At 61.9% G+C, this 21,660-nt stretch carries 19 protein-coding genes; 10 read left to right on the top strand and 9 right to left on the bottom strand.

Translation table 11 applies throughout. The annotated features are described in order from the left end of the window. The first annotated feature begins 8 nt into the window (after window positions 1-8). From hflC to cfaB, 4 genes are all read left to right on the top strand, one after another. Window positions 9-1,064 carry a protease modulator HflC gene (gene hflC, locus ACIPL0_RS29315; protein WP_400602514.1) on the top strand — a complete coding sequence of 352 codons (1,056 nt, stop codon included), beginning with the start codon at window positions 9-11 and terminating at the stop codon, window positions 1,062-1,064. Then, window positions 1,061-2,128: an SPFH domain-containing protein gene (locus tag ACIPL0_RS29310; protein WP_400602516.1), complete on the top strand. Its 1,068-nt coding sequence runs from the start codon at window positions 1,061-1,063 to the stop codon at window positions 2,126-2,128. Before hflC ends, ACIPL0_RS29310 begins: the two co-directional genes overlap by 4 nt. Next, window positions 2,125-4,068 (top strand): cation-translocating P-type ATPase, encoded by a 1,944-nt coding sequence (locus ACIPL0_RS29305; RefSeq protein WP_400602518.1) that lies wholly within the window; start codon window positions 2,125-2,127, stop codon window positions 4,066-4,068. Before ACIPL0_RS29310 ends, ACIPL0_RS29305 begins: the two co-directional genes overlap by 4 nt. Window positions 4,069-4,362: 294 nt before the next feature. Beyond that, a complete protein-coding gene (cfaB, locus tag ACIPL0_RS29300; protein ID WP_400602520.1) occupies window positions 4,363-5,547 on the top strand; it encodes a C17 cyclopropane fatty acid synthase CfaB in 1,185 nt (394 codons plus the stop codon). 3 nt (window positions 5,548-5,550) lie between these two features. Here the strand turns inward: cfaB and ACIPL0_RS29295 are convergent, their stop codons facing one another. Together ACIPL0_RS29295 and cls are read right to left on the bottom strand one after the other, a co-directional pair. After that, entirely contained in the window at window positions 5,551-6,027 is a 477-nt protein-coding gene (locus ACIPL0_RS29295; RefSeq protein WP_400602522.1) for a hypothetical protein, read from the bottom strand. A 333-nt stretch (window positions 6,028-6,360) separates the two neighbouring features. After that, a complete protein-coding gene (cls, locus tag ACIPL0_RS29290) occupies window positions 6,361-7,800 on the bottom strand; it encodes a cardiolipin synthase (RefSeq protein WP_400602524.1) in 1,440 nt (479 codons plus the stop codon). Between the two features lie 190 nt (window positions 7,801-7,990). On the opposite strand from cls, the gene ACIPL0_RS29285 reads away from it, so the two are divergent. Then, entirely contained in the window at window positions 7,991-8,512 is a 522-nt protein-coding gene (locus ACIPL0_RS29285) for a DUF3617 domain-containing protein (protein ID WP_400602526.1), read from the top strand. 253 nt (window positions 8,513-8,765) lie between these two features. Then, window positions 8,766-10,007 carry an N-acetylmuramoyl-L-alanine amidase gene (locus tag ACIPL0_RS29280; protein ID WP_400602528.1) on the top strand — a complete coding sequence of 414 codons (1,242 nt, stop codon included), beginning with the start codon at window positions 8,766-8,768 and terminating at the stop codon, window positions 10,005-10,007. Window positions 10,008-10,120: 113 nt separating this feature from the next. Here ACIPL0_RS29280 and ACIPL0_RS29275 read toward each other — a convergent pair whose 3' ends face one another. Then, entirely contained in the window at window positions 10,121-10,474 is a 354-nt protein-coding gene (locus ACIPL0_RS29275) for a glutamine synthetase (RefSeq protein ID WP_400602529.1), read from the bottom strand. A gap of 125 nt (window positions 10,475-10,599) precedes the next feature. Between ACIPL0_RS29275 and zigA the strand changes: the two genes are divergently transcribed. Beyond that, window positions 10,600-11,802 (top strand): zinc metallochaperone GTPase ZigA, encoded by a 1,203-nt coding sequence (gene zigA / locus ACIPL0_RS29270; RefSeq protein WP_400602531.1) that lies wholly within the window; start codon window positions 10,600-10,602, stop codon window positions 11,800-11,802. A gap of 174 nt (window positions 11,803-11,976) precedes the next feature. Here zigA and ACIPL0_RS29265 read toward each other — a convergent pair whose 3' ends face one another. Continuing rightward, window positions 11,977-12,342, bottom strand: coding sequence for an NADH:ubiquinone oxidoreductase (locus tag ACIPL0_RS29265; RefSeq protein WP_400602533.1), 366 nt, complete (start codon window positions 12,340-12,342; stop codon window positions 11,977-11,979). 54 nt (window positions 12,343-12,396) lie between these two features. Here ACIPL0_RS29265 and ACIPL0_RS29260 point away from each other — a divergent pair, with 54 nt between their 5' ends. After that, window positions 12,397-13,359, top strand: coding sequence for a CobW family GTP-binding protein (locus tag ACIPL0_RS29260; protein WP_400602534.1), 963 nt, complete (start codon window positions 12,397-12,399; stop codon window positions 13,357-13,359). Between the two features lie 20 nt (window positions 13,360-13,379). On the opposite strand, the gene ACIPL0_RS29255 is transcribed toward ACIPL0_RS29260, so the two are convergent. Further along, on the bottom strand, window positions 13,380-13,772 hold the full coding sequence (locus tag ACIPL0_RS29255; protein ID WP_400602536.1) for a DUF3301 domain-containing protein: 393 nt from the start codon (window positions 13,770-13,772) through the stop codon (window positions 13,380-13,382). Window positions 13,773-13,906: 134 nt separating this feature from the next. Between ACIPL0_RS29255 and pdxY the strand changes: the two genes are divergently transcribed. Continuing rightward, entirely contained in the window at window positions 13,907-14,773 is an 867-nt protein-coding gene (gene pdxY / locus ACIPL0_RS29250) for a pyridoxal kinase PdxY (RefSeq protein WP_400602538.1), read from the top strand. A 177-nt stretch (window positions 14,774-14,950) separates the two neighbouring features. Here the strand turns inward: pdxY and ACIPL0_RS29245 are convergent, their stop codons facing one another. Then, window positions 14,951-15,436, bottom strand: coding sequence for an acyl-CoA thioesterase (locus ACIPL0_RS29245; RefSeq protein WP_400602541.1), 486 nt, complete (start codon window positions 15,434-15,436; stop codon window positions 14,951-14,953). Between the two features lie 310 nt (window positions 15,437-15,746). Here ACIPL0_RS29245 and ACIPL0_RS29240 point away from each other — a divergent pair, with 310 nt between their 5' ends. Then, the gene (locus tag ACIPL0_RS29240; RefSeq protein ID WP_400602543.1) at window positions 15,747-17,510 is read left to right on the top strand and encodes a cation:proton antiporter; all 1,764 of its coding nucleotides are present in this window, start codon (window positions 15,747-15,749) and stop codon (window positions 17,508-17,510) included. Between the two features lie 35 nt (window positions 17,511-17,545). Here ACIPL0_RS29240 and ACIPL0_RS29235 read toward each other — a convergent pair whose 3' ends face one another. From ACIPL0_RS29235 to uvrD, 3 genes are all read right to left on the bottom strand, one after another. Next, entirely contained in the window at window positions 17,546-17,953 is a 408-nt protein-coding gene (locus ACIPL0_RS29235) for an SMI1/KNR4 family protein (protein WP_400602544.1), read from the bottom strand. Window positions 17,954-18,084: 131 nt separating this feature from the next. Next, the gene (locus tag ACIPL0_RS29230) at window positions 18,085-18,936 is read right to left on the bottom strand and encodes a Tim44 domain-containing protein (RefSeq protein WP_400602546.1); all 852 of its coding nucleotides are present in this window, start codon (window positions 18,934-18,936) and stop codon (window positions 18,085-18,087) included. 324 nt (window positions 18,937-19,260) lie between these two features. Beyond that, window positions 19,261-21,447 carry a DNA helicase II gene (uvrD, locus tag ACIPL0_RS29225; RefSeq protein ID WP_400602548.1) on the bottom strand — a complete coding sequence of 729 codons (2,187 nt, stop codon included), beginning with the start codon at window positions 21,445-21,447 and terminating at the stop codon, window positions 19,261-19,263. Window positions 21,448-21,660: the final 213 nt, after the last annotated feature.

Genomic DNA, 21,660 nt, shown 5'->3' with positions numbered 1-21,660 from the left:
GTCGTCTCTTGAGCCTGTTCCATTCCCACGACCATCACGGCCACGGCGGTCATGACCACGGCGGTCACAGCCATGGCGGCCATCATCATGGTCATCACCACCACGATGAAAGCGCTGGCCCGGCGGATTTCCCCTGGCGGCGCGCGGCGCTGGCGGTGGTGCTGATCGCCTTCGCGGCGGCGGCGGCCAGCCTGGTCCAGGTGCGTTCCGGCGAGGCCACCGTAGTGACCCGTTTCGGCAATCCGGCGCGGGTGTTGCTCGACCCTGGCCTCAGCTGGCGCTGGCCGGCGCCGTTCGAAGCGGCGATTCCGGTCGATCTGCGCCTGCGCACCACCTCCAGCGGCCTGCAGGATGTCGGCACCCGCGACGGCCTGCGCATCATCGTTCAGGCCTACGTGGCGTGGCAGGTGCAGGGCGACCCGGACAACGTCAAACGCTTCATGCGCGCGGTGCAGAATCAGCCTGACGAGGCGGCGCGGCAGATCCGCACCTTCGTCGGTTCGGCGCTGGAAACCACGGCAGCCAGTTTCGACCTGTCGAGCCTGATCAACACCGATGCCAGCCAGGTGCGCATCACTGATTTCGAAAACCAGCTGCGCCAGCAGATCGACAAGCAACTGCTCGACACCTACGGCGTGCGGGTTTTGCAGGTCGGCATCGAGCGCCTGACCCTGCCGTCGGTGACCCTCAATGCCACCGTCGACCGCATGCGCGCCGAGCGCGAAACCATCGCCACCGAACGCACCGCCATCGGCAAGCGCGAAGCCGCGCAGATCCGTTCTGCCGCCGAGCGCGATGCGCGTATCGTCGAAGCGGACGCCACGGTGAAAGCCGCCGACATCGAAGCGCAGTCACGGGTCGAGGCGGCGCAGATCTATGGCCGTGCCTACGCCGGCTCGCCGCAGCTGTACAACCTGCTGCGCTCGCTGGACACCCTCGGCACCGTGGTCGGCCCGAGTACCAAGCTGATTCTGCGCACCGACGCCGCACCGTTCCGCGTACTGGTGGACGGCCCGCCGGCGCTGGACGGCAAGCCAGACAACAAGGCAGCGACGCAGCCATGAGTGAGCAGGACTCGACAACGATCGAGCGTGCGCCGGTCAACAGCCCGTGGCTGCAGGCCAGCCGCCTGGCGTTTCTCGGCCTGTACGCGGTGACCTTGCTGGCGGCGCTCGGCTGGGCCATTTCCAACGTACGGCAGATCGCTCCGCAGGACCGCGCCGTGGTGTTCCGCTTCGGTGAAATGGACCGGGTGCAGAACGCCGGTCTGCTGCTGGCCTGGCCGCAACCGTTCGAACAAGTGACGCTGCTGCCGTCGCCGGACCGGGTGATCGAGCGCCACGTGGAGACCCTGCTGCGCTCGCCGACCGCGCTGGCCGCCGACAAGGTCACCAGCTTCGCCACGCCGATGAGCGATGCGCTGGCCGGCTCCGGTTACCTGCTGACTGGCGATGCGGGTGTGGTACAGCTGGATGTCACGGCGTACTACAAGGTCACCGACCCACGGGCTTTTGTCCTGCAAGGCGAGCATGTGCTGCCGGCGCTGGACCGGCTGGTCAATCGCAGTGCGGTCAGCCTGACGGCGGCGCGGGATCTGGACACCATTCTGGTGGCGCGTCCGGAACTGGTCGGCGCTGACAGCCAGTCCGCCGAGCGCCGTGAGCGACTGCGTGGCGATCTGGTCCAGGGCATCAATCAGCGTCTGGGCGAACTGGCGGCAACCGGGGCAGGGCTGGGCATTGAGGTGGTGCGGGTCGACGTGCAGTCGAGCCTGCCTGCCGCCGCAGTGAACGCGTTCAACGCCGTGCTGACGGCCAGTCAGCAGGCCGATCAGGCCGTGGCCAATGCGCGCACTGACGCGGAAAAACTTAACCAGACCGCCAACCAGCAGGCCGACCGCACCTTGCAGGTGGCCCACGCCCAGGCTTCGGAGCGGCTGGCGAAAGCGCAGACGGACACCGCCACGGTGACCGGTCTGGCGCAGTCGATCCAGAACAAGAGCGACCCGGGCCTGCTGCTGCGGATCTACCGCGAGCGGGTGCCGGCGATTCTCAAGCAGGCCGGGTCGGTGACCACGGTCGACCCCCATGACGATTCACGCCTGATCATTCAGGGAGCCGACAAATGAGTGGCGAAGCCGCACACACCCACGCTCACGCCGAGCCGCATGACCACGCTGACACCGACGCCGGTCACATGCTGACACGCAACGAGCAACGCAGCGCCGCCCGCCAACTGACCCTGGCGATGCTCGCCCTCGGCCTGCTGGCGCTGGGATTGGTCTGGCGCTTCTTTGCCCCGGAACAGAACGGCGTCAGCCAGTTGCTGCTGGGCGCAGCCTCCCTGCTGGTGGCGATTCCAGTGGTGAGCGCTGGCTGGTACAGCCTGCGTTATCCGAGCCTGCACGGCGTGACCGACCAGTTGATCGCCCTGGCAATGCTGGGCGCCTGGGCCACCGGCGATCTGATGACCGCCGCACTGCTGCCGATCATCATGATCTTCGGCCATGTGCTGGAAGAGCGCAGCGTGATCGGTTCCCAAGAGGCGATTCAGGCACTGGGCCGGCTGACCCGCAGCCATGCCCGATTGATTGGCGCCGACGGTTCGATCCGCGAAGTCGACAACAGCTCGCTGGTGGCCGGTGACCGCGTTGAGGTACGGGCCGGTGATCGTGTGCCGGCGGACGGTCTGGTGATGTCCGGTCAGGCCAGCCTCGACACTGCGCCGATCACCGGTGAGTCGGTGCCGCTGGAAGCGCGTGCGGGCATGGAAGTGTTCGGCGGCGCGATCAACCTCGACGGCCTGCTGCGCATCGAAGTGACCCGCACCGGCCACGAATCGACGCTGGGCAAGGTCATCGCCCTGATGCAAAACGCCGAGCGCTCGAAGCCGCCGATCACCCGCCTGCTGGAACGCTACGCCGGCAGCTACATGGTGCTGGTGCTGCTGATCGCTGCCGTGACCTGGTTCATCACCAACAACCCGCAAGCCATGCTCGCCGTGCTGGTGGCGGCCTGCCCGTGCGCGCTGGTGCTGTCGGCGCCGGCCACGGCGATTGCCGGCATCGCGGTTGCGGCACGCCACGGCATCCTGATCCGCAGTTCGGCCTTTCTCGAAGAACTCGCCGACCTCACGTCGCTGGTGGTCGACAAGACCGGCACCCTGACCTACGGCAGCCTGCGCCTTCAATCGATCGACGCCGGGCAGGGCAGCGATGAAGGCGTGCGTGAGCTGGCCGCCAGCCTCGGCTCGGCCAGCAGCCACCCGGTCAGCCGCGCGCTGGCCGGACTGGTCGACAAGGATCGGCTGCTGGCGCTGGAAGACATCCGCGAGCGTCAGGGACTCGGTGTCGTGGCGCAGACCGCGCGCGGCGAAGCGGCGTTGGGACGACCGGAGCTGTTCGCACAGTTGGGCATCGACACCACGCCAGTACCGAACCACGACGGCCCGATTGCCGGACTGGCGCTGGATGGCGTGTTCGTCGCCTGGCTGTTGCTGGCCGACAGCCTCAAGCCGGAAGCACGCCATGCTCTCAATGAGCTGCGCGAGCTGGGCATGGGTCGCCAGCTGCTGCTGACCGGCGACCGGCAGAGTGTGGCCGACCGCGTCGGCGAAGAAGTCGGCATCCACGACATCCACGCCCAGGCGCTGCCCGAAGACAAACTGACCCACGTGATGGGCGAGATCAAAAGCGGCTTCCGGCCGATGGTGGTCGGTGACGGCATCAACGATTCGCTGGCGCTGAAAGCCGGTGTGGTGGGTGTTGCGATGGGCGCGGGTGGCGCGGACATCGCTTTGGCGTCTGCCGACATCGTGCTGATCGGCAGCGACCTGCGTCGCCTCGGCACGTGCGTGCGTTTGAGCCGTCAGTGCCGGCAGACCTTGCAGGCCAACGTGATCATCGGCCTGGGCTGGACCCTGGTGATTGTCGCGCTGGCGGCTTTCGGTTTGCTCGGCGCAGCGGGGGCGATGATTGCCGCCATTCTGCACAACCTCAGCACGCTGCTGGTGCTGGGCAATGCAGGGCGGTTGCTGAGGTTCCACGAGCCTATCGGCAAAATTTCATAATTTGCTGCAAGCCTTTCCGGCCGGTGCTTTCGCTGAGAGCACCGGCTTAGAGGCGTTTTCTAAGTATAAAAATTTGCTTGAGCTTTGAAGAACTCTGTAACAAATTACCAGTCAGTCATGAAGAGGGTGCTCCATCACAGGCTTCACATTGGCTGGAAATTCGGGAACAAGGCAGTACCCGATTTCAAACGTTGTCGCCGTAATCCATCAAAAAAGCCGATCGCCTGACGGTTCCTGCGCGGAACCGGTTTTGGACTACCCTTTTCCGTGTTTCTGGATCAGGGGGATATCTCAATGCTTGCGCAACTTCCACCGGCGTTACAGAAGCTTCACTTGCCTCTACGACTCAAGCTTTGGGATGGCAACGAGGTCGAACTGGGTGATGACCCCAGTGTCACTATTTTCGTCAAAGACCCCACACTGGTGTCCGACTTCTCCCACCCCAGCCTCGATCTGCTGGGTACCGCCTTCGTCGAGGGGCGGCTGGAGATGGAGGGCTCGATCAGCGAAGTCATGCGCGTCTGCGATGAGCTGACCAAGGCGCTGGGCGATGAGGATGACGACAGCCTCCCGGTCCGCACGCAACACGACAAGGAAACCGACGCCAAGTCGATCTCCTACCACTACGACCTTTCCAACGATTTCTACCGGCTCTGGCTGGACAAGGAAATGGTCTATTCCTGCGCCTACTTCAAGACCGGCAACGAGACGCTGGAACAGGCGCAACAGGACAAGTTCCACCACCTGTGCCGCAAGTTGCGCCTGCAACCGGGCGAGTACCTGCTCGATGTCGGTTGCGGCTGGGGCGGGCTGTCGCGCTTCGCTGCCCGCGAGTATGGCGTGAAGGTGTTCGGCATCACCCTGAGCCGCGAGCAGCTGGCGCTGGCCCAGGAGCGGGTCAAGGCCGAGGGGCTGGAAGATCGCGTCGAGCTGCAGTTGCTGGATTATCGCGATCTGCCCCAGGACGGTCGTTTCGACAAGGTGGTCAGTGTCGGCATGTTCGAACACGTCGGCCACGCCAACCTGGAGTTGTACGCGAAGTGTCTGTTTGGCGCGGTGAAGGAGGGCGGTCTGGTGATGAACCACGGCATCACCGCCAAGCACACCGATGGCCGCCCAGTGGGACGCGGCGCTGGTGACTTCATCGACCGTTACGTGTTCCCCAACGGTGAGCTGCCGCACCTTGCGATGATCACCGGCTTCGTCAGCGAGGCGGGTCTGGAAGTGGTCGACGTGGAAAGCCTGCGCCTGCACTACGCCAAGACCCTGGACCACTGGAGCGCGCGGCTGGAAGAGAAGCTCGACGTCGCAGCCGCCATGGTGCCGGAACAGGCCCTGCGGATTTTCCGTCTGTACCTGGCCGGCTGCGCGTACGCCTTCTCCAAGGGCTGGATCAACCTGCACCAGATCCTCGCGGTCAAACCCCGCGCCGACGGCGGCCACGACCTGCCGTGGACACGCGAGGATCTCTACCGCTAAGGCTCACTGGCCGGTCGGCCATTTCTCATCGAGGGGATTTTCGACGGTGTTGTCTGCCAGCTCGAAAATCCCGTGTTGACGGGGAATGTGCTGATCGGCCGGGGTCAGTGCTTGCTGCTCGAATGCGCCGCTGGTCTTGTTGAAGGTCAGGTCGTGGCGCGCGACATTGCCGGCCCAGTCGACATGGGGCAGCGAGATGTAGCTGATCGAATACTGCGGCGCGCTGATGTCGCCCTTCACCACATACACCCCGTAGTGCTCTTCGCCGGGCGAGATGATTTTGTACAGGCCGTTATCGTAGTAATACAGCACGGCCTGCTCGAACGGCTTCTCGCTGTACATCTTCTGGTAGGTCAGGCGGTGAATGAAGGTCGGCTTGCCGAACTCGACCGTGAGAGCCGGCGTTGTTGCTGGCGTCTGCGCCATGACCGGTGCGGCGAGGGTGGCGCTCAGTACCCATCCGAATAATGCGAGTTTCATCACGGCTCCTTGTGTGCCTGTCGTAAGGGAGGGCAGAGCATAGGAGCGGATGTTTGAGCCGGTGCGGTAGGCGGAGTGAATCAGAACTTTCCTACTGCTCTTTAAAGGCAAGCGTGACATTGGCAAGGGACATTTGCTGTTGTGGAAGGGGCCCACCTCTCTATTGGATCAACACCACCGACCTTGTAGGAGCTGGCTTGCCCTGCGACCGACGACGCAGTCGTCGTAAAACCTGGCGACTTTGCATTTCTGACACACCGCGTTTGCCGAATTTACGACTGCTGCGCAGCCGGTCGCAGGACAAGCCAGCTCCTGCAACGGACCGCGAAGGGGTCACAGAATCGGTGAAATCAACCGCGCCACACGCATGCCCAGACGCTGCAGATGGTGGGTTTCCTTGCGGTCCTCGGCGGTGATCTCCTGGGCCTGGGCGAAGTCGTCGCTGAGCATGGCCTCCACTTCGGCGGCAAAGTCCTCATCCACCGTCAATAGCATCAACTCGAAGTTCAGCCGGAAAGAACGGTTGTCGAGGTTGGCGCTGCCGATGGCAGTGATCGCGTTGTCCACCAGCACCACCTTCTGATGCAGGAAGCCCGGCTGATAACGGAACATCCGAACCCCGGCGCGCACGGCTTCAAACGCGTACAGGCTGGAGGCGGCGTACACGGTGTAATGGTCCGGGCGCGACGGCAGCAGCAGACGCACATCGACCCCGCGCAGTACCGCCAGGCGCAGCGCGGCAAACACCGCCTCGTCAGGAATGAAATACGGCGTGGTGATCCAGATCCGCTCGGTCGCGGCATGGATGGCCTCGACGAAAAACAGCGAACAGGTTTCCTGCGCATCCGCCGGGCCGGTGGCGAGCAACTGGCAGAGCACGCCGTCTTCCGGATAGCTTTCCGGCAGGATCAGCGGCGGCAGCTTGCGGGTCGCCCAGAACCAGTCCTCGGCGAACGACTCCTGAAGGCACGCCACCACCGGCCCGACGATGGCGACATGGGTGTCGCGCCACGGCGCCAGCGGCGGCTTGAGGCCCAGGTATTCGTCGCCGACGTTGTGCCCGCCGACGAAACCCTTCACGCCATCGACCACCACGATCTTGCGGTGGTTGCGGAAGTTGATCTGGAAGCGATTGAGCCAGCCGCTGCGGGTGGCGAACGCCTTGATCCGCACGCCGCCTGCGCGCAGTTTTTCCACGTAACTGGCGGGCAGGGCGTGGCTGCCGATGCGGTCATAGAGCATGTAGATTTCGACGCCTTCGGCGGACTTCTCCAGCAGCAGTGTTTGCAGGCGCCGGCCCAGGTCGTCGTCGTGGACGATGAAGAACTGCACGAACACCACCTGCTTCGCGGCACGAATCGCCTCGAAGATTGCATCGAAGGTGGCGGTGCCATTGACCAGCAGCTTCACCTCATTGTTGGCCAGACACGGCATGCGCCCGAGTTTGGGCATCGCGCGCAATGACGCATAGGCATCGCTGCGGCGAGCGGCGACGGCCTCTTCAATCCACGGCTTCCAGTTGAAGTCGACGATGGCGTTGCGCATCTCGTTGTTGGCTTGGCGCCGTGCCTTGATGTAGGCGTCGAAGGTGCTGCGGCCGAACACGAGATAGGGAATGAGCGTGATGTAGGGGATGAAAATCAGCGGCATCGCCCAGGCCAGCGAGCCTTGTGCAGTACGCACCGTCAGCAGAGCATGGATCGCTGCTACGATGCCCAGCAGATGAGTGAAGCCGATCAGATAGCCAAAGAAATACGGGCTGTGATAATCCATGCGCAACCTTATGCTTGGGGCTTACTGGTGTCTTAACAGACCACACTGGGGCGGGAATGTCGCTATTTTCTTGCCCGTGCAACGAGTCCGCGGTTTCGTCGTCTAAGCGTCATCGTTCGGCGGCTGGTGTGTTGGCCGCGTTTCAACGGTTCCATCTAAAACGGTTCCATGTAAACAGGAAATCAGATTCATGAAAAAGCGCGTACTGGCGTTGATGGTTTGTGTCGCGGCGCCCTTCGCTCAGGCGCAAGTGCTGCAGCCCGGCTTGTGGGAACTGACGTCGAGCAACATGCAGGTCGACGGCCAGCAGATGCCGGACTTGCAGGTCATGCTCGCACAGATGCAAATGATGGCCCCGCAGCAGCGCGCGGCCATGGAACAAATGCTGGAAAAACAAGGGATTACCTTGGGTGGCAAAGGCGTGCGCATCTGCCTGACCCAGGACCAGGTGAAGAACGAACAGATCCCGTTGCAGGATCCGAAGTCCGGCTGCACCCAGCAGATCACTGAACGTAACGGCCCAACCTGGAAATTCAAGTTCAGCTGCCCGCGCGCCCAAGGCACCGGCACCGCACAGTTCCTCAGCGACCGCGAGTTCAATACCCACGTCATTGGCTCCTTCAACGCTACCGGCCAGCAGCAGAATGGCAGCATGGACACCCATGCCGTCTGGCTGGGCCAGCAGTGCGGCACGGTCAAGCCGCGCACCTGAATGACCGCTGGTCGGAACGCCCCATTTGCTGGGGCGTTTTTGTTTTCGGGGCAAAAATCGCGGCGCGTGTTCCACGTGGAACATCTTGTTGTTTCACTTGAGTTTTTTGCCCTTACCCTTTGTTTTAAAGGATAAAGTTTCAGCGCTTTCTATAAAAAGCTTCATCTTCGCAGTCTGGCCGGCATGTTATATTGTTACGAACAATGTTCTCGCCTATCAGAGCCGGGATGCTCGCCTTTTTTCGGAACGTGTCATGCATCGACGTCAATTGCTGCTCAATATGCTTTTGGCCAGCGCCGCCTTCGCGCTCCCTTTTTCCGTCAACGCCACGCAGATTCGCAACGCCCGACTCTGGCGTTCGGATAGCAAGCTGCGGCTGGTGTTCGACCTCAGTGGCCCGGTGCAGTACAAGACCTTCACCCTGACCGCGCCGGAACGCATCATCATCGATGTCAGCGGCGCGAGGCTGGAGGGCGATTTCAGCCAGCTGGCGCTGGAGAACACGCCGATCAAGGCGATTCGTTCCGGCCACTTCGGTCAGGGCGACACGCGCATCGTGCTCGATCTGGCGTCGCCGGTGCAGCTCAACAGCTTCCTGCTCGGCCCGGAAGGTGCGCAGGGCAACCGGCTGGTGGTCGATCTCGGTCATGAAGCCGCTGCCCGTGCGCCGGTGCAACTGGCCGCTGCGGCGGCCGTCGCCAAAGAGCCGCCCGCGCCTGTAGTCGACAAGCATCATCCCAAGCGAGACATCATGGTGGTGGTCGATGCCGGTCATGGCGGTAAAGACCCGGGCGCCATTGGCTCGAAAGGCGAACGCGAGAAGGATGTGGTGCTGTCCATCGCGCAGTTGCTGGCGAAACGGTTGAAGCGTGAGAAGGGCTTCGATGTGCGCCTGGTGCGCAACGACGATTTCTTCGTGCCGCTGCGCAAGCGCGTGGACATTGCGCGCAAATACAACGCCGACATGTTCATCTCGGTACACGCCGATGCTGCGCCACGGCTGACGGCGTCCGGCGCCTCGGTGTTTGCCCTGTCGGAAAACGGCGCGACCTCGGCGACTGCGCGGTTCATGGCCCAGCGCGAAAACGGTGCCGACCTGATCGGCGCCAACAGCCTGCTCAATCTCAAGGACAAGGACCCGATGCTGGCCGGGGTGATTCTCGACATGTCGATGAACGCGACTATCGCCGCCAGCCTGCAACTGGGGCACACCGTGCTCGGCAGTCTGGAAGGCGTCACCACGCTGCACCAGAAGCGCGTGGAGCAGGCCGGCTTCGCTGTGCTGAAGTCGCCGGACGTGCCGTCGATCCTGGTCGAAACCGGCTTCATCTCCAACAGCCGCGACAGCCAGCGCCTGGTCACGCCGCGTCACCAACAGGCGGTTGCCGACGGCTTGTTCGATGGCATGAAACAGTACTTTGAACGCAACCCGCCGGCGGGGTCGTATGTTGCCTGGCGGCAGGAGCAGAAGGCGGCGGAACAGGCTGTCGTTTAACGCCCCGCAATCTTCTGTAGGAGTGAGCTTGCTCGCGATGCATCCTTTCGGTGACATCTACATCGACTGACACGCCGCTATCGCGAGCAAGCTCACTCCTACAGGTCATGTGTTCAACGACACCCCGTCACCCGACTGCAGGTAAACCGGCTCTGGCTGCCGCTTGAGCTGGACACCCGGCTGATCGTGGTCCAGCCGACTTTCTGGATAGACCCCACCCACACCTCGCCATCCGAAGCCAGCCCGGTGAAAAACGTCAGCGAACCGTAGCGGCTGTTGGTCTGCGCCCAGCGGCGTTTGTCGGCGCTTTCATAGCCGCGCAGATACATCGTCGTGCCCGCCATCGCCACACTGTATTGATTGTCGTAGGCGTCCACGCACGCCAGCAGCGTCGCGCTGCGTGTACACAGCGCCTGGTCCAGCCGTGGCGACGGCGGCGCAGCGAACGTCTGTGTCGCGACCAGCATCAGCCACACCCAGAAAACACAGCACATCCTGACCATCGAGCTGATCCCGCAAAAAATGTTAGCGCGTTTGTATTGTTATACTATAACGTAAAAAGCGTCCGAACCCGCTACCTGATGAGAACTCCATGAACCGCCTTCCCGTTACCGTCCTGTCCGGCTTTCTCGGTGCCGGCAAAAGTACGCTGCTCAACCACGTCCTGCGTAATCGCGACAACCTGCGGGTCGCGGTGATCGTAAACGACATGAGTGAAATCAACATCGACGGCAGTGAGGTCCAGCGTGACGTCAGCCTCAACCGCGCCGAAGAGAAGCTCGTGGAAATGAGCAACGGCTGCATCTGCTGCACGTTGCGCGAAGACCTGCTGGAAGAAGTCAGCCGTCTGGCCCGCGACGGGCGCTTCGATTATCTGCTGATCGAGTCCACCGGCATTTCCGAACCGCTGCCGGTGGCGGAAACCTTCACCTTCCGCGACGAGCAGGGACAGAGTCTGGCCGATATCGCACGGCTCGACACCATGGTGACGGTGGTCGATGGCCTGAATTTTCTGCGTGATTATCAGGCGGCGGAAAGCCTCGCCAGCCGTGGTGAAACGTTGGGCGAAGAAGACGAGCGTTCGATCACCGATTTGTTGATCGAGCAGGTCGAGTTCGCCGACGTGATTCTGATCAGCAAGATCGACCTGATCGGCAGCGCCGAGAGCCAGGAACTGATGGCGATTCTGCAACGCCTGAATGCCCAGGCCGAGATTCTGCCGATGGTCATGGGCGCGGTGCCGCTGGGCAAGATTCTCGACACCGGGCGTTTTGACTTCGACAGGGCGGCTCAGGCGCCGGGCTGGCTCAAGGAACTGCGTGGCGAACACGTACCGGAAACCGAGGAGTACGGCATCGCGTCGACGGCCTATCGTGCCCGTCGACCGTTTCATCCGCAGCGGTTCTTCGACTTCATCAACGGCGAATGGACCAATGGCCGGCTGCTGCGCTCAAAGGGCTTCTTCTGGCTGGCGAACAAACATCAGGAAGCAGGCAGCTGGTCACAGGCCGGCGGCCTGATGCGCTACGGTTTTGCCGGGCGCTGGTGGCGCTTCGTGCCCAAGGAGCACTGGCCGCAGGACGAAGAAAGCACCCAGGTGATCATGCGCAACTGGATGGCGCAAAGCGGTGATTGCCGTCAGGAACTGGTGTTTATCGGCCAGAACATCGACTTTGTGCGGTTGAATGCCGAGTTGGATGCGTGTCTGCTGACGGACATCGAGATGGCAGCGGGTGCCGAGGCCTGGACGCAACTGGCCGATCCGTTTGGTGATTGGCATGGTGAGGCTGCCTAGAACAGGTTGTGGTGGTCTGACGAATTGATCGGGCGACACTGAACCCTGTGGGAGGGAGCCCTGCTCGCGAAAGCGTCGTGTCAGACAGCACAGTATCGACTGACACCACGCTTTCGCGAGCAGGGCTCCCTCCCACGGTTTTTGTATTTCAATGGTCAGCCGCGAGATTCGTTACTACGGTTTCCACACACCCTTGCTCTGCTGCTCGCAGAACGGCTTGAGAAACGCTGCGTCGCTGGCTACGCCGTAATAGTGAATGTTCTGCCGATAGGGCATATTGGCGACTTGCGCGTTGCTGCACTGGCCGAACGAGCCTGACGGACATTGATCCAGATAGGTGACATCGACCTTCTGATCCTTGAGCTGTGGTTTGCAGAAGCCGTCGTGGAACAGTTCGGCGGGGATGTTGAGGTTTTCCTGGCAGACCTTCACGTCCAGCCGTTCGGCCTGGCTGTGGACCAGACAGGATTCGGCCCACGCCGGGGTCGTCGTGGACACCAACAGCAGCGCCAGCCGCACGGGCAGCCAGATTGCTCGCATCGATTACCTCCGTCTGCGCTCGTTCTCGGGAGCGACGTTGAACAATGGCCGGACATGCTGCAGAACATTCCAACCCATGTCATTGCTGGCCCTTTGGGCGCCGGCAAGACCAGCCTGATCAGACACTTGCTGGCGCAGAAGCCGGCCGATCAACGCTGGGCGATCCTGATCAATGAATTCGGCCAGATCGGCCTGGATGCCGCGCTGCTGACCACGGCCGAGGATGGTATCGCACTTGGCGAGGTGGCTGGCGGTTGCCTGTGCTGCGTCAATGGCGCGCCGTTCCAGATCGGTCTGGGTCGTCTGTTGCGCAAAGCCCGTCCGGACCGCCTGTTCATCGAACCTTCCGGGCTGGGGCATCCATCGCAACTGCTGGCTCAGCTGCGCGAGGCGCCGTGGACCGGCGTGCTGGCGGTGCAGCCGAGCGTGATGGTACTCGACGCCCAGGCGCTGGCTGTGGGCAACCCGTTGCCGCCGACTCAGCAGGAGGCTTTGGCGGACGCAGGTTTGCTGCTGTTGAACAAGGCCGAGGGTCTGTCCGAGGCTGTGCGACAGCGCATCGTCAGCCAATTGCCGGATGGCCCGCTGCTGTGGGCAGAGCGGGCGGCGCTGTCGCTCGATCAACTGCCGGGTGTCGATGCGCAGGCCAGCGAGGGTGTGGATAACTTCGTGGCGCCGAAAACCCTGGGGCAGCTTCCCGCCGTTTGGGCAGATCCGTTGCAACCGATCTGCCTGAGTCAGGGCCAGGTCGAAGGCTGGAGCATCGGCTGGCGTTGGCACCCCGAGCGTGTGTTCGATGCTGCAAAAGTGTCGGGCTGGCTGCAGGGCCTTGAATGGCGCCGGGCCAAGCTGGTTATCCACAGCGCGTCGGGCTGGCTGTCGGGCAATGCGCTGGACGGGACAGAGCTGGAGTGGGCGCCGAGTGAATGGCGCAAGGATTCGCGTCTGGAACTGATCTTCAGCGCACCGCAGGATGAGGCCATGTTGACTGCGCAGCTCGCGGCCTGTCTGGCCTAGCATCAGTTATCCACAGCGGCTTACTGTTTCCACTTGTTGTGTTCCTGGCGCCACTCGTTGAGCTGGATGATTTCCGCCGTGGGCCGGGGATTGTTGATTTCGAACGGGTAGGGCGCCAGTTCGATCTGCGCCGTGTGGGCGCCGAACATGGTGATGGTGCCGGGGTGACGCTGCTCGCCAGTGACGGTGAACTCGAAGTTATACACACGGGCCAGGCGCTTTCTGCCTTCGTTGTCGCGCTTGAAGGTGATGCGGCGCAGGGCAACGTTGCCGTCGAGCAGCTCGATGTCGAGTTTGGCGCAGTGCTGTTTGACGCGCTCCAGCGCTCGCTCGCGCAAGCCATGGGAATGCCACAGCCACGCACCGGCGGTCGCCAGCAGCATCAGGACGAAAATATTGCCCAGGGTCAGCATGGAAAGAGAGCTCCAGGAGAAGATGTCCAGCTTAACTGCGCCGGGTGGCTGACAGCCAGTGCAGAGCCGCTTAATTTCGCTTCACTTCGTCCAGCTTCGCTTTTACTGTGCATGCCCGGCTTCAGGAACCTGTCATGAAACGTTCGCCTCATTTACTCGCTATCCAGTCCCACGTGGTTTTCGGCCATGCCGGCAACGGTGCAGCCGTGTTTCCCATGCAACGCATCGGCATCAATGTCTGGCCGCTGAACACTGTGCAGTTCTCCAACCACACTCAGTATGGACACTGGACGGGCGAAGTGCTGGCGCCACAGCAGATTCCTGCGCTGGTCGAGGGCATTGCCGCGATTGGCGAGCTGGGTCACTGCGATGCAGTGCTGTCGGGCTATCTGGGCAGCGCCGCGCAGGGGCGGTCGATTTTGCAGGCCGTGGCGCAGATCAAGCGCGCCAATCCACGTGCGCTGTACCTGTGTGATCCGGTGATGGGGCATCCGGAAAAAGGCTGCATCGTGCCACAGGAAGTCAGTGACTTTTTGCTGGAAGACGCGGCAGCGGTGGCGGATTTCCTCTGCCCGAACCAGCTGGAGCTGGACAGCTTTTCCGGGCGCAAGCCGGATTCGCTGCTCGATTGCCTGGACATGGCCCGTGCGCTGCTGGACCGGGGACCGAAGGCGGTGGTGGTCAAGCATCTGGCCTATCCGGGCAAGCCGGCCGACAGTTTTGAAATGCTGCTGGTAACCCGCAGTGAAAGCTGGCACCTGAGCCGACCGTTGTTGGCGTTCCCGCGCCAGCCAGTGGGTGTCGGCGACCTGACCTCGGGGCTGTTTCTGGCGAAAGTGCTACTTGGCGAAGACCTGCGCAGCGCCTTCGAATACACCGCTTCTGCCGTGCATGAAGTGCTGCTGGAGACTCAGGCTTGCGGCAGCTACGAGCTGGAGCTGATCAGAGCGCAGGACCGGATTGCCCATCCGCGGGTGAAGTTTGAGGCAGTGCGTTTGTAACGTACGCTCTGGATCATCACGCGACTCTGTAGGAGCTGGCTTGTCCTGCGACCTGGCGCGAAGCGGCAGTAAGTCCGATAAACGCGGTGAATCAGACAGATCGCGTTCTCGGGTTTTACGACTGCTGCGCAGCCGGTCGCAGGACAAGCCAGCTCCTACAGTGGGACCAATGTGGTCTTAAACGCTGTCTTCCTTGATGTCCTGATAGCGTTTTTCCAGTTCCTGACGCAGTTGCCGGCGCTGTTTGGCCTGTGCATAACGGCGTTTGTCTTCACTGGTCTGCGGGTCCAGCGGCGGCACGCTGGCCGGTTTGCGCTGATCGTCCACGGCCACCATGGTGAAGAAGCAACTGTTGGTGTGGCGCACCGAGCGCTCGCGGATGTTTTCCGTGACCACCTTGATGCCCACTTCCATCGACGTGTTACCGGTGTAGTTCACCGACGCCAGGAAGGTCACCAGCTCGCCGACATGGATCGGCTCGCGGAAAATCACCTGGTCCACCGACAGGGTCACGACATAACGGCCTGCGTAACGGCTGGCGCAGGCGTAGGCGACTTCGTCGAGGTACTTCAGAAGCGTGCCGCCGTGCACGTTGCCAGAAAAGTTGGCCATGTCCGGGGTCATCAATACAGTCATCGACAGCTGGGCGTTTCCGGGTTCCATAGCATGCTCACGGTCAGGTTGAATCAAATAGGCACCTTGCGTCGGTGCTCGTATGCAGATCGGCAATCAAAACCACCACTACCGGGACGCCGGCGGATTCCTTGCCGTCACGCCTGACGCCTATCTGTTTCCATATATTGCACCGGCTTTACCCACAGGTGTGCGGTGTTAACCTGCGAAAACCCTTGGATGGGGTAATTCCTGCGTTCCAGTCAGAACTTTCCGACTCCATTGGCGACATCTCGCGCAATGGAAGACGTTCTTTCCGTGCGAACGCGCCTCTTCGCAGTCGTCACAAGGAGCCGCGCCCATGCATGCCATCAGTTTCATTCAGGACCTGGCAGTCATCATGCTGGTGGCTGGCGTGGTCACCGTGCTGTTCCACCGCCTCAAGCAGCCAGTGGTGCTTGGCTACATCGTCGCCGGCTTCATCATCGGCCCGCACACTCCGCCGTTCGGCCTGATCCACGACGAAGACACCATCAAGACCCTCGCCGAGCTGGGGGTGATTTTCCTGATGTTCTGCCTGGGGCTGGAATTCAGCCTGCGCAAGTTGTTCAAGGTGGGGGCCACGGCGTTCATCGCCGCGTTTCTGGAAATCATGCTGATGATCTGGCTCGGTTACGAGATCGGCCAGTTCTTCGGCTGGAGCACCATGGACTCTCTGTTCCTCGGCGCCATTCTGGCGATTTCCTCCACCACCATCATCGTCAAGGCGCTCAACGACCTGAAGATGAAGAACCAGCGCTTCGCGCAGCTGATCTTCGGCGTGCTGATTGTCGAGGACATTCTCGGCATCGGCATCATCGCGCTGCTCTCGGGCATTGCCGTCAGCGGCACGGTCAGTTCGGGCGAGGTGTTTTCCACGGTCGGCAAACTGTCGCTGTTCATGATCGTGGCGCTGGTCATCGGCATTCTGGTGGTGCCTCGGCTGCTGGCTTATGTGGCGAAATTCGAAAGCAACGAGATGCTGCTGGTGACGGTGCTGGGCCTGTGTTTCGGTTTCTGCCTGTTGGTGGTCAAGCTGGAATACAGCATGGTGCTCGGCGCCTTCCTGATCGGTGCGATCATGGCCGAATCCCGGCAACTGGTGAAAATCGAGCGCCTTATCGAACCTGTTCGCGACATGTTCAGCGCCATCTTCTTTGTCGCCATCGGTCTGCTGATCGACCCGAAAATTCTTCTCGAATACGCCTGGCCCATTGCGGTGATCACCGTGGCAGTGGTGCTGGGCAAGATGCTTTCCTGCGGCCTGGGTGCGTTCATTGCCGGTAACGACGGCAAGACGTCGTTGCGCGTCGGCATGGGGCTGTCACAGATTGGCGAGTTTTCCTTCATCATCGCTGCGCTGGGGATGACGCTTCAGGTGACCAGCGACTTCCTCTATCCCGTTGCCGTGGCGGTGTCGGCGATCACCACCTTGCTCACGCCTTATCTGATTCGTGCCGCTGATCCGCTGTCGCATTCCCTCGGCGCCATCGTTCCGCAGCGCATGGCGCGGGTGTTCGGTTTGTATGGCGAGTGGCTGCGCAGTATCCAGCCGCAAGGCGAGGGGGCGTTACTGGCCTCGATGATTCGCAAGATCATCCTGCAGGTCGGGGTCAATCTGGCGCTGGTGGTGGCGATCTTCTTCTGCGGCGCGTTTTTCGCCGAGCGTATCGGTGACTATTTCAGCGCCTGGGTCAACGAAGTCGGTCAGCAGAAGGCCTGGATCTGGGGCGCTTCGCTGCTGCTGTCGTTGCCGTTCCTGATCGCGGCCTATCGCAAGCTCAAAGCCCTGTCGATGCTGCTGGCGGAGATGGGTGTCAAACCGGAAATGGCCGGGCGGCACACGGCGCGGGTACGGCGAGTGATTGCCGAGGTGATCCCGTTGCTGTCGCTGCTGGTGATTTTCCTGCTGATTGCGCTGCTGTCGGCGAGCATGCTGCCGACCAGTGAATGGCTGCTGCTGATTGTGCTGGTGGCGGGAGTTGTGGCGGCGGTGTTGTGGCGCTGGTTCATCCGGGTGCATACGCGGATGCAGATCGCACTGATGGAGACGCTGGGGAATCATCAAGAGCCCTCGGAACATTGAGTGCCGAAGGCTCCTGATCGATGAAGGGGGCGGTTTCAGCTTTCCAGCCAGACGTCCCGCGCCCAGTGCCAGACCGATTCCCAGCTTTCTTCGGTGACGATTTCTTCTTCGCCGGACCACAGCACCACGGTGCCGTCTTCTTCGACGCAGTAATAGTCGTCGCCGTCCTGACAGATCGGAATCAGGTCACGGGGTACGCCGGCATCCCAAGCGTTGGCGGCGACCTCCGGCAGATAGGTGTGCGACCCCGGATCAGTGACGGTGACCGGTTCCAGACTGCCGTAGACCACGTCACTGACGGTCAGCAGAAATTCCTTGAAGACAAAAGGAATGTTGATGAACAGCTCTTCTTCGATCTCGACCAGTTGGTCCTCATCCGGCAGCTCAAGCGGGACGGGAACCGGCTCGTTCGCTTCACGGAGTTGTTCGATGACTTCTTCCACGACGTGGATCCTCTAACGATTTGCGCGGGTTATACAGTAGCTCAAAGACATCACCAAATTAACCGCCGGGCCCCAAAAAACAAAACCCCGATCGCAGTCGGGGTTTTGGATTAGCGAAGCGGCCAGGAGTTTCAGCCGTTCTGGCGAATACCTGCTACCAGCCAAGGCTGGTTCTCGCCCGGAGCACGTTCCATGTTCCAGCTTTCGCTGAACACTTCGCCCTGGTCGAAGCGCGAGGTCTTCGCGACGCCGTTGAAGGTCAGCGTGGCGATGGTCTTGTCGGCACGGTCGTCGACGCCGTCCAGTTGCACGGTCAGGTTGTCGATGTAGGTGGACTGGAAGCCTTCACCCTGGTCAGCACGTTCCTTTTTCAGGAACTGCAGCATCTGCGGGGTCACGAACTCGGCGATCTTGTCCATTTCGTTCGCGTCCCAGTGTTGTTGCAGCGACTGGAAGTGGTTGCGAGCGGCTTCGATGAAGCGTTCTTCGTTGAACCAGGCCGGTGCGTTGATCACTGGACGGGCAGCAGCAGCCGAAGCACCGCCGAACATCGAGTTGTTCTGCACAGGTGGCTGTTCGAAGGTTTCACGCTGGTACGGCGCGCCAGCCGGAGCCATGTGTGGCTGCTGCTTGCGACGACGGGCGGCGATGAAACGGAAGATCACGAAGGCGATGACCGCCATGATCAGGATGTCGAAGAACTGCATGCCCTGGAAGCCGCCGCCCATGAACATGGACGCCAGCAGACCGCCGGCAGCGATACCGGCCAGAGGGCCCAGCCACTTGGAAGCACCGCCTGCAGCCGGCGCAGGGCGACCGGCGGCGTTAGGGGCGGCTGCAGGAGCGGATGGAGCGGTTTGACGCGCCTGGTGGCTTGGCGCCGAGCCCATGCTCTTGCCGCCACCGAAACGCGCGGCGTTGGCGTCCAGGCTCATGGTGAGCCCGATGACCAGCGCCAAAGCGATGCTTAAAAATCGTTGCATAGTGGGATTTCCCGTTTGTGGATAGCACGCGCGCCATGTTGCACAGGACAAATGTGTCTGACCAGCAGCCATATGTTTCCGGCTTTTGCGTGAAGAGTCACAGCGTACGTACTACTTGGGCTGTGGGGTTATGTGGAAAGTTCTGTAGGAAAGGTGAGGGCGCAGCTTAGGAATACAAGTCTTGTGGGAGAGAACGATCTTGTAGGAGTGAGCTTGCTCGCGATAGCGCAGTGTCAGACACCGCAATGGCATCTCGATAACAGCAATCGCGAGCAAGCTCACTCCTACGAAAGGATCATCGCCATGGCCAGGCGACCCCGCCGATCAAACCGGCTCCAGCTTGGCATACCCCAACATCAGCCACTTGCTGCCTTCGGCGAAGTTCACCTGCACCCGCGCCTGAGCGCCGGAGCCCTCGAAGTTGAGGATCACGCCTTCGCCAAACACGGCGTGCTGCACGCGCTGGCCCAGCGAGAACTGGCTCTGCGGAATGCCTTCGCCTTCGAACAGGCGGCTCGGTGCCATGACCTTCGAGCCGCCGAACGGTCGGCTGACACTGTTGGACAGGCGCACTTCCTGAATCAGGTTCGGCGGTACTTCACGGACGAAGCGCGACACCTTGTTATAGGTTTCACTGCCGTACAGGCGACGGGTTTCCGCGTAGGTCAGCACCAGATGTTGCATCGCCCGGGTAATCCCGACGTACGCCAGACGCCGTTCCTCTTCCAGACGGCCGGGCTCTTCCAGGCTCATCTTGTGCGGGAACAGGCCCTCTTCCATGCCGACCAGGAACACATACGGGAACTCCAGACCCTTGGCGCTGTGCAGCGTCATCAGCTGGATGCTGTCTTCGTGTTCGTCGGCCTGGGTGTCGCCGGCTTCCAGCGACGCGTGGCCGAGGAATGCCTGCAATGGTGTCAGGTCTTCCTCGCCTTCGGCGCTCTCGAAGGCACGGGCGGCGCTGACCAGTTCCTCAAGGTTTTCTACCCGGGCCTGGCCTTTTTCGCCTTTTTCTTCCTGGTGGTAAATGATCAGACCCGACTGCTCGATGACCGTCTGGGTCATCAGGTGCAGCGGCATCTCCAGCACCTTGGCCGCGAGGTTTTCGATCAGCTCGATAAAGGCGCCCAGCGCGCTGGCGGCGCGACCGGTCAGGCCTTTATTGGCAACCAACAGGCGCATCGCTTCCCACATCGACACATCGGCGTGGCGGGCGTGCTCGCGAATCGCCTCGACGGTCTTTTCGCCGATGCCCCGTGGCGGCACGTTGATCACCCGCTCCAGCGCGGCATCGTTGCCACGGCCGTCGAGCAGGCGCAGGTAGGCCATGGCGTTCTTGATTTCAGCCCGCTCGAAGAAGCGCTGACCGCCGTAGATACGGTACGGAATGCGCTCACGCAGCAGGGCTTCTTCCAGCACCCGCGACTGGGCGTTGGAACGGTAGAGAATGGCAATGTCGCTGCGTGACAGGCCGGTCTTGATCGCGCTTTCGATGGTTTCGACCACGTAGCGCGCTTCGTCATGTTCGTTGAACGCCGCGTACAGGCTGATGAGTTCGCCGTCGCCGACATCCGTCCACAGCTCTTTGCCCAGACGGCCGCTGTTGTTGACGATCAGGCCGTTGGCGGCTTTCAGGATGCTCGCCGTGGAGCGGTAGTTCTGCTCCAGACGGATGACTTCGGTGTCCGGGAAGTCATCGGAATATTGATGGATGTTCTCGATCTTGGCGCCGCGCCAGCCGTAGATCGACTGGTCGTCGTCGCCCACTACCATCAGGCTTTCGCCGCCCTTGGCGAGCAGGCGCAGCCAGGCGTACTGCACGGCGTTGGTGTCCTGGAATTCGTCCACCAGCACATGGCGGAAACGCCGCTGGTAGTGTTCCAGAAGGCTTGGGTGGTCGCGCCACAGATCCAGCGCGCGCAGCAGCAATTCGGAGAAGTCGATGACGTTGGCGCGCTGACAGGCGGCCTCGTAGGCTTCGTAGATCGACTTCATGGTGCCGAGGAACAGGTCGCCCGACGCCTGAATGTGTTTGGGGCGCAGGCCTTCGTCTTTCTGGCCGTTGATGAACCATTGCGCCTGACGGGCAGGCCACTTTTGCTCGTCCAGGCCGAGGTCGCGGATCACCCGCTTGACCACTCGTTGCTGGTCGTCGCTGTCGAGAATCTGGAAGGTCTGGCTCAGCCCGGCCTCCTGCCAGTGCGCGCGCAACAGGCGGTGCGCCAGGCCGTGGAAGGTGCCGACCCACATGCCCGCCGGGCTGATGCCCATGAGCTGTTCGATGCGGTGGCGCATCTCGGCGGCGGCCTTGTTGGTGAACGTCACCGACAGGATCGAATGCGGCGAGGCGCCCTCGACCTGCATCAGCCAGGCGATACGGTGCACCAGCACGCGGGTTTTGCCGGAACCAGCGCCGGCCAGGACCAACTGACGGCCAAGCGAGGCCGCTACGGCCTGACGTTGGGCGTCGTTGAGGGAATTAAGCAGGAGGGAGAGGTCATCATTGCGCATCGGGGCATTCTAGGGTGGCGGAGGGATGGCGGGCAAACCCTAACGGCGGGCGGTCGTGAAAAGCCGTTTTCCGCTTATAGAGCATGCTTGCCCGATAGGGGGTCGATGGCATGTTTTTCTGTGGGAGGGAGCCAACTGTCTTAAGCCTCCCACCCGACTAACGGCTGGCAGGCGAGTCTTGCCATGGTTTTCCATCCCGAACCATGGCATTCA

Origin of the sequence: Pseudomonas sp. NPDC090208, assembly GCF_044746785.1 — a bacterium.
Lineage (GTDB): Bacteria > Pseudomonadota > Gammaproteobacteria > Pseudomonadales > Pseudomonadaceae > Aquipseudomonas.
The sequence above is the reverse complement of the archived record's forward strand: the minus strand, read 5'-3'. Positions and strand labels throughout refer to the sequence as shown.

What these genes read in the sequence shown, in the direction of transcription:
- ACIPL0_RS29310 (WP_400602516.1), top strand. Translation starts at nt 1,061, where the DNA reads ATGAGTGAGCAGGACTCGACAACGATCGAGCGTGCGCCGGTCAACAGC.
- ACIPL0_RS29305 (WP_400602518.1), top strand. Translation starts at nt 2,125, where the DNA reads ATGAGTGGCGAAGCCGCACACACCCACGCTCACGCCGAGCCGCATGAC.
- cfaB (WP_400602520.1), top strand. Translation starts at nt 4,363, where the DNA reads ATGCTTGCGCAACTTCCACCGGCGTTACAGAAGCTTCACTTGCCTCTA.
- ACIPL0_RS29295 (WP_400602522.1), bottom strand. Translation starts at nt 6,027, where the DNA reads ATGAAACTCGCATTATTCGGATGGGTACTGAGCGCCACCCTCGCCGCA.
- cls (WP_400602524.1), bottom strand. Translation starts at nt 7,800, where the DNA reads ATGGATTATCACAGCCCGTATTTCTTTGGCTATCTGATCGGCTTCACT.
- ACIPL0_RS29285 (WP_400602526.1), top strand. Translation starts at nt 7,991, where the DNA reads ATGAAAAAGCGCGTACTGGCGTTGATGGTTTGTGTCGCGGCGCCCTTC.
- ACIPL0_RS29280 (WP_400602528.1), top strand. Translation starts at nt 8,766, where the DNA reads ATGCATCGACGTCAATTGCTGCTCAATATGCTTTTGGCCAGCGCCGCC.
- ACIPL0_RS29275 (WP_400602529.1), bottom strand. Translation starts at nt 10,474, where the DNA reads ATGCTGGTCGCGACACAGACGTTCGCTGCGCCGCCGTCGCCACGGCTG.
- zigA (WP_400602531.1), top strand. Translation starts at nt 10,600, where the DNA reads ATGAACCGCCTTCCCGTTACCGTCCTGTCCGGCTTTCTCGGTGCCGGC.
- ACIPL0_RS29265 (WP_400602533.1), bottom strand. Translation starts at nt 12,342, where the DNA reads ATGCGAGCAATCTGGCTGCCCGTGCGGCTGGCGCTGCTGTTGGTGTCC.
- ACIPL0_RS29260 (WP_400602534.1), top strand. Translation starts at nt 12,397, where the DNA reads ATGCTGCAGAACATTCCAACCCATGTCATTGCTGGCCCTTTGGGCGCC.
- ACIPL0_RS29255 (WP_400602536.1), bottom strand. Translation starts at nt 13,772, where the DNA reads ATGCTGACCCTGGGCAATATTTTCGTCCTGATGCTGCTGGCGACCGCC.
- pdxY (WP_400602538.1), top strand. Translation starts at nt 13,907, where the DNA reads ATGAAACGTTCGCCTCATTTACTCGCTATCCAGTCCCACGTGGTTTTC.
- ACIPL0_RS29245 (WP_400602541.1), bottom strand. Translation starts at nt 15,436, where the DNA reads ATGGAACCCGGAAACGCCCAGCTGTCGATGACTGTATTGATGACCCCG.
- ACIPL0_RS29240 (WP_400602543.1), top strand. Translation starts at nt 15,747, where the DNA reads ATGCATGCCATCAGTTTCATTCAGGACCTGGCAGTCATCATGCTGGTG.
- ACIPL0_RS29230 (WP_400602546.1), bottom strand. Translation starts at nt 18,936, where the DNA reads ATGCAACGATTTTTAAGCATCGCTTTGGCGCTGGTCATCGGGCTCACC.
- uvrD (WP_400602548.1), bottom strand. Translation starts at nt 21,447, where the DNA reads ATGCGCAATGATGACCTCTCCCTCCTGCTTAATTCCCTCAACGACGCC.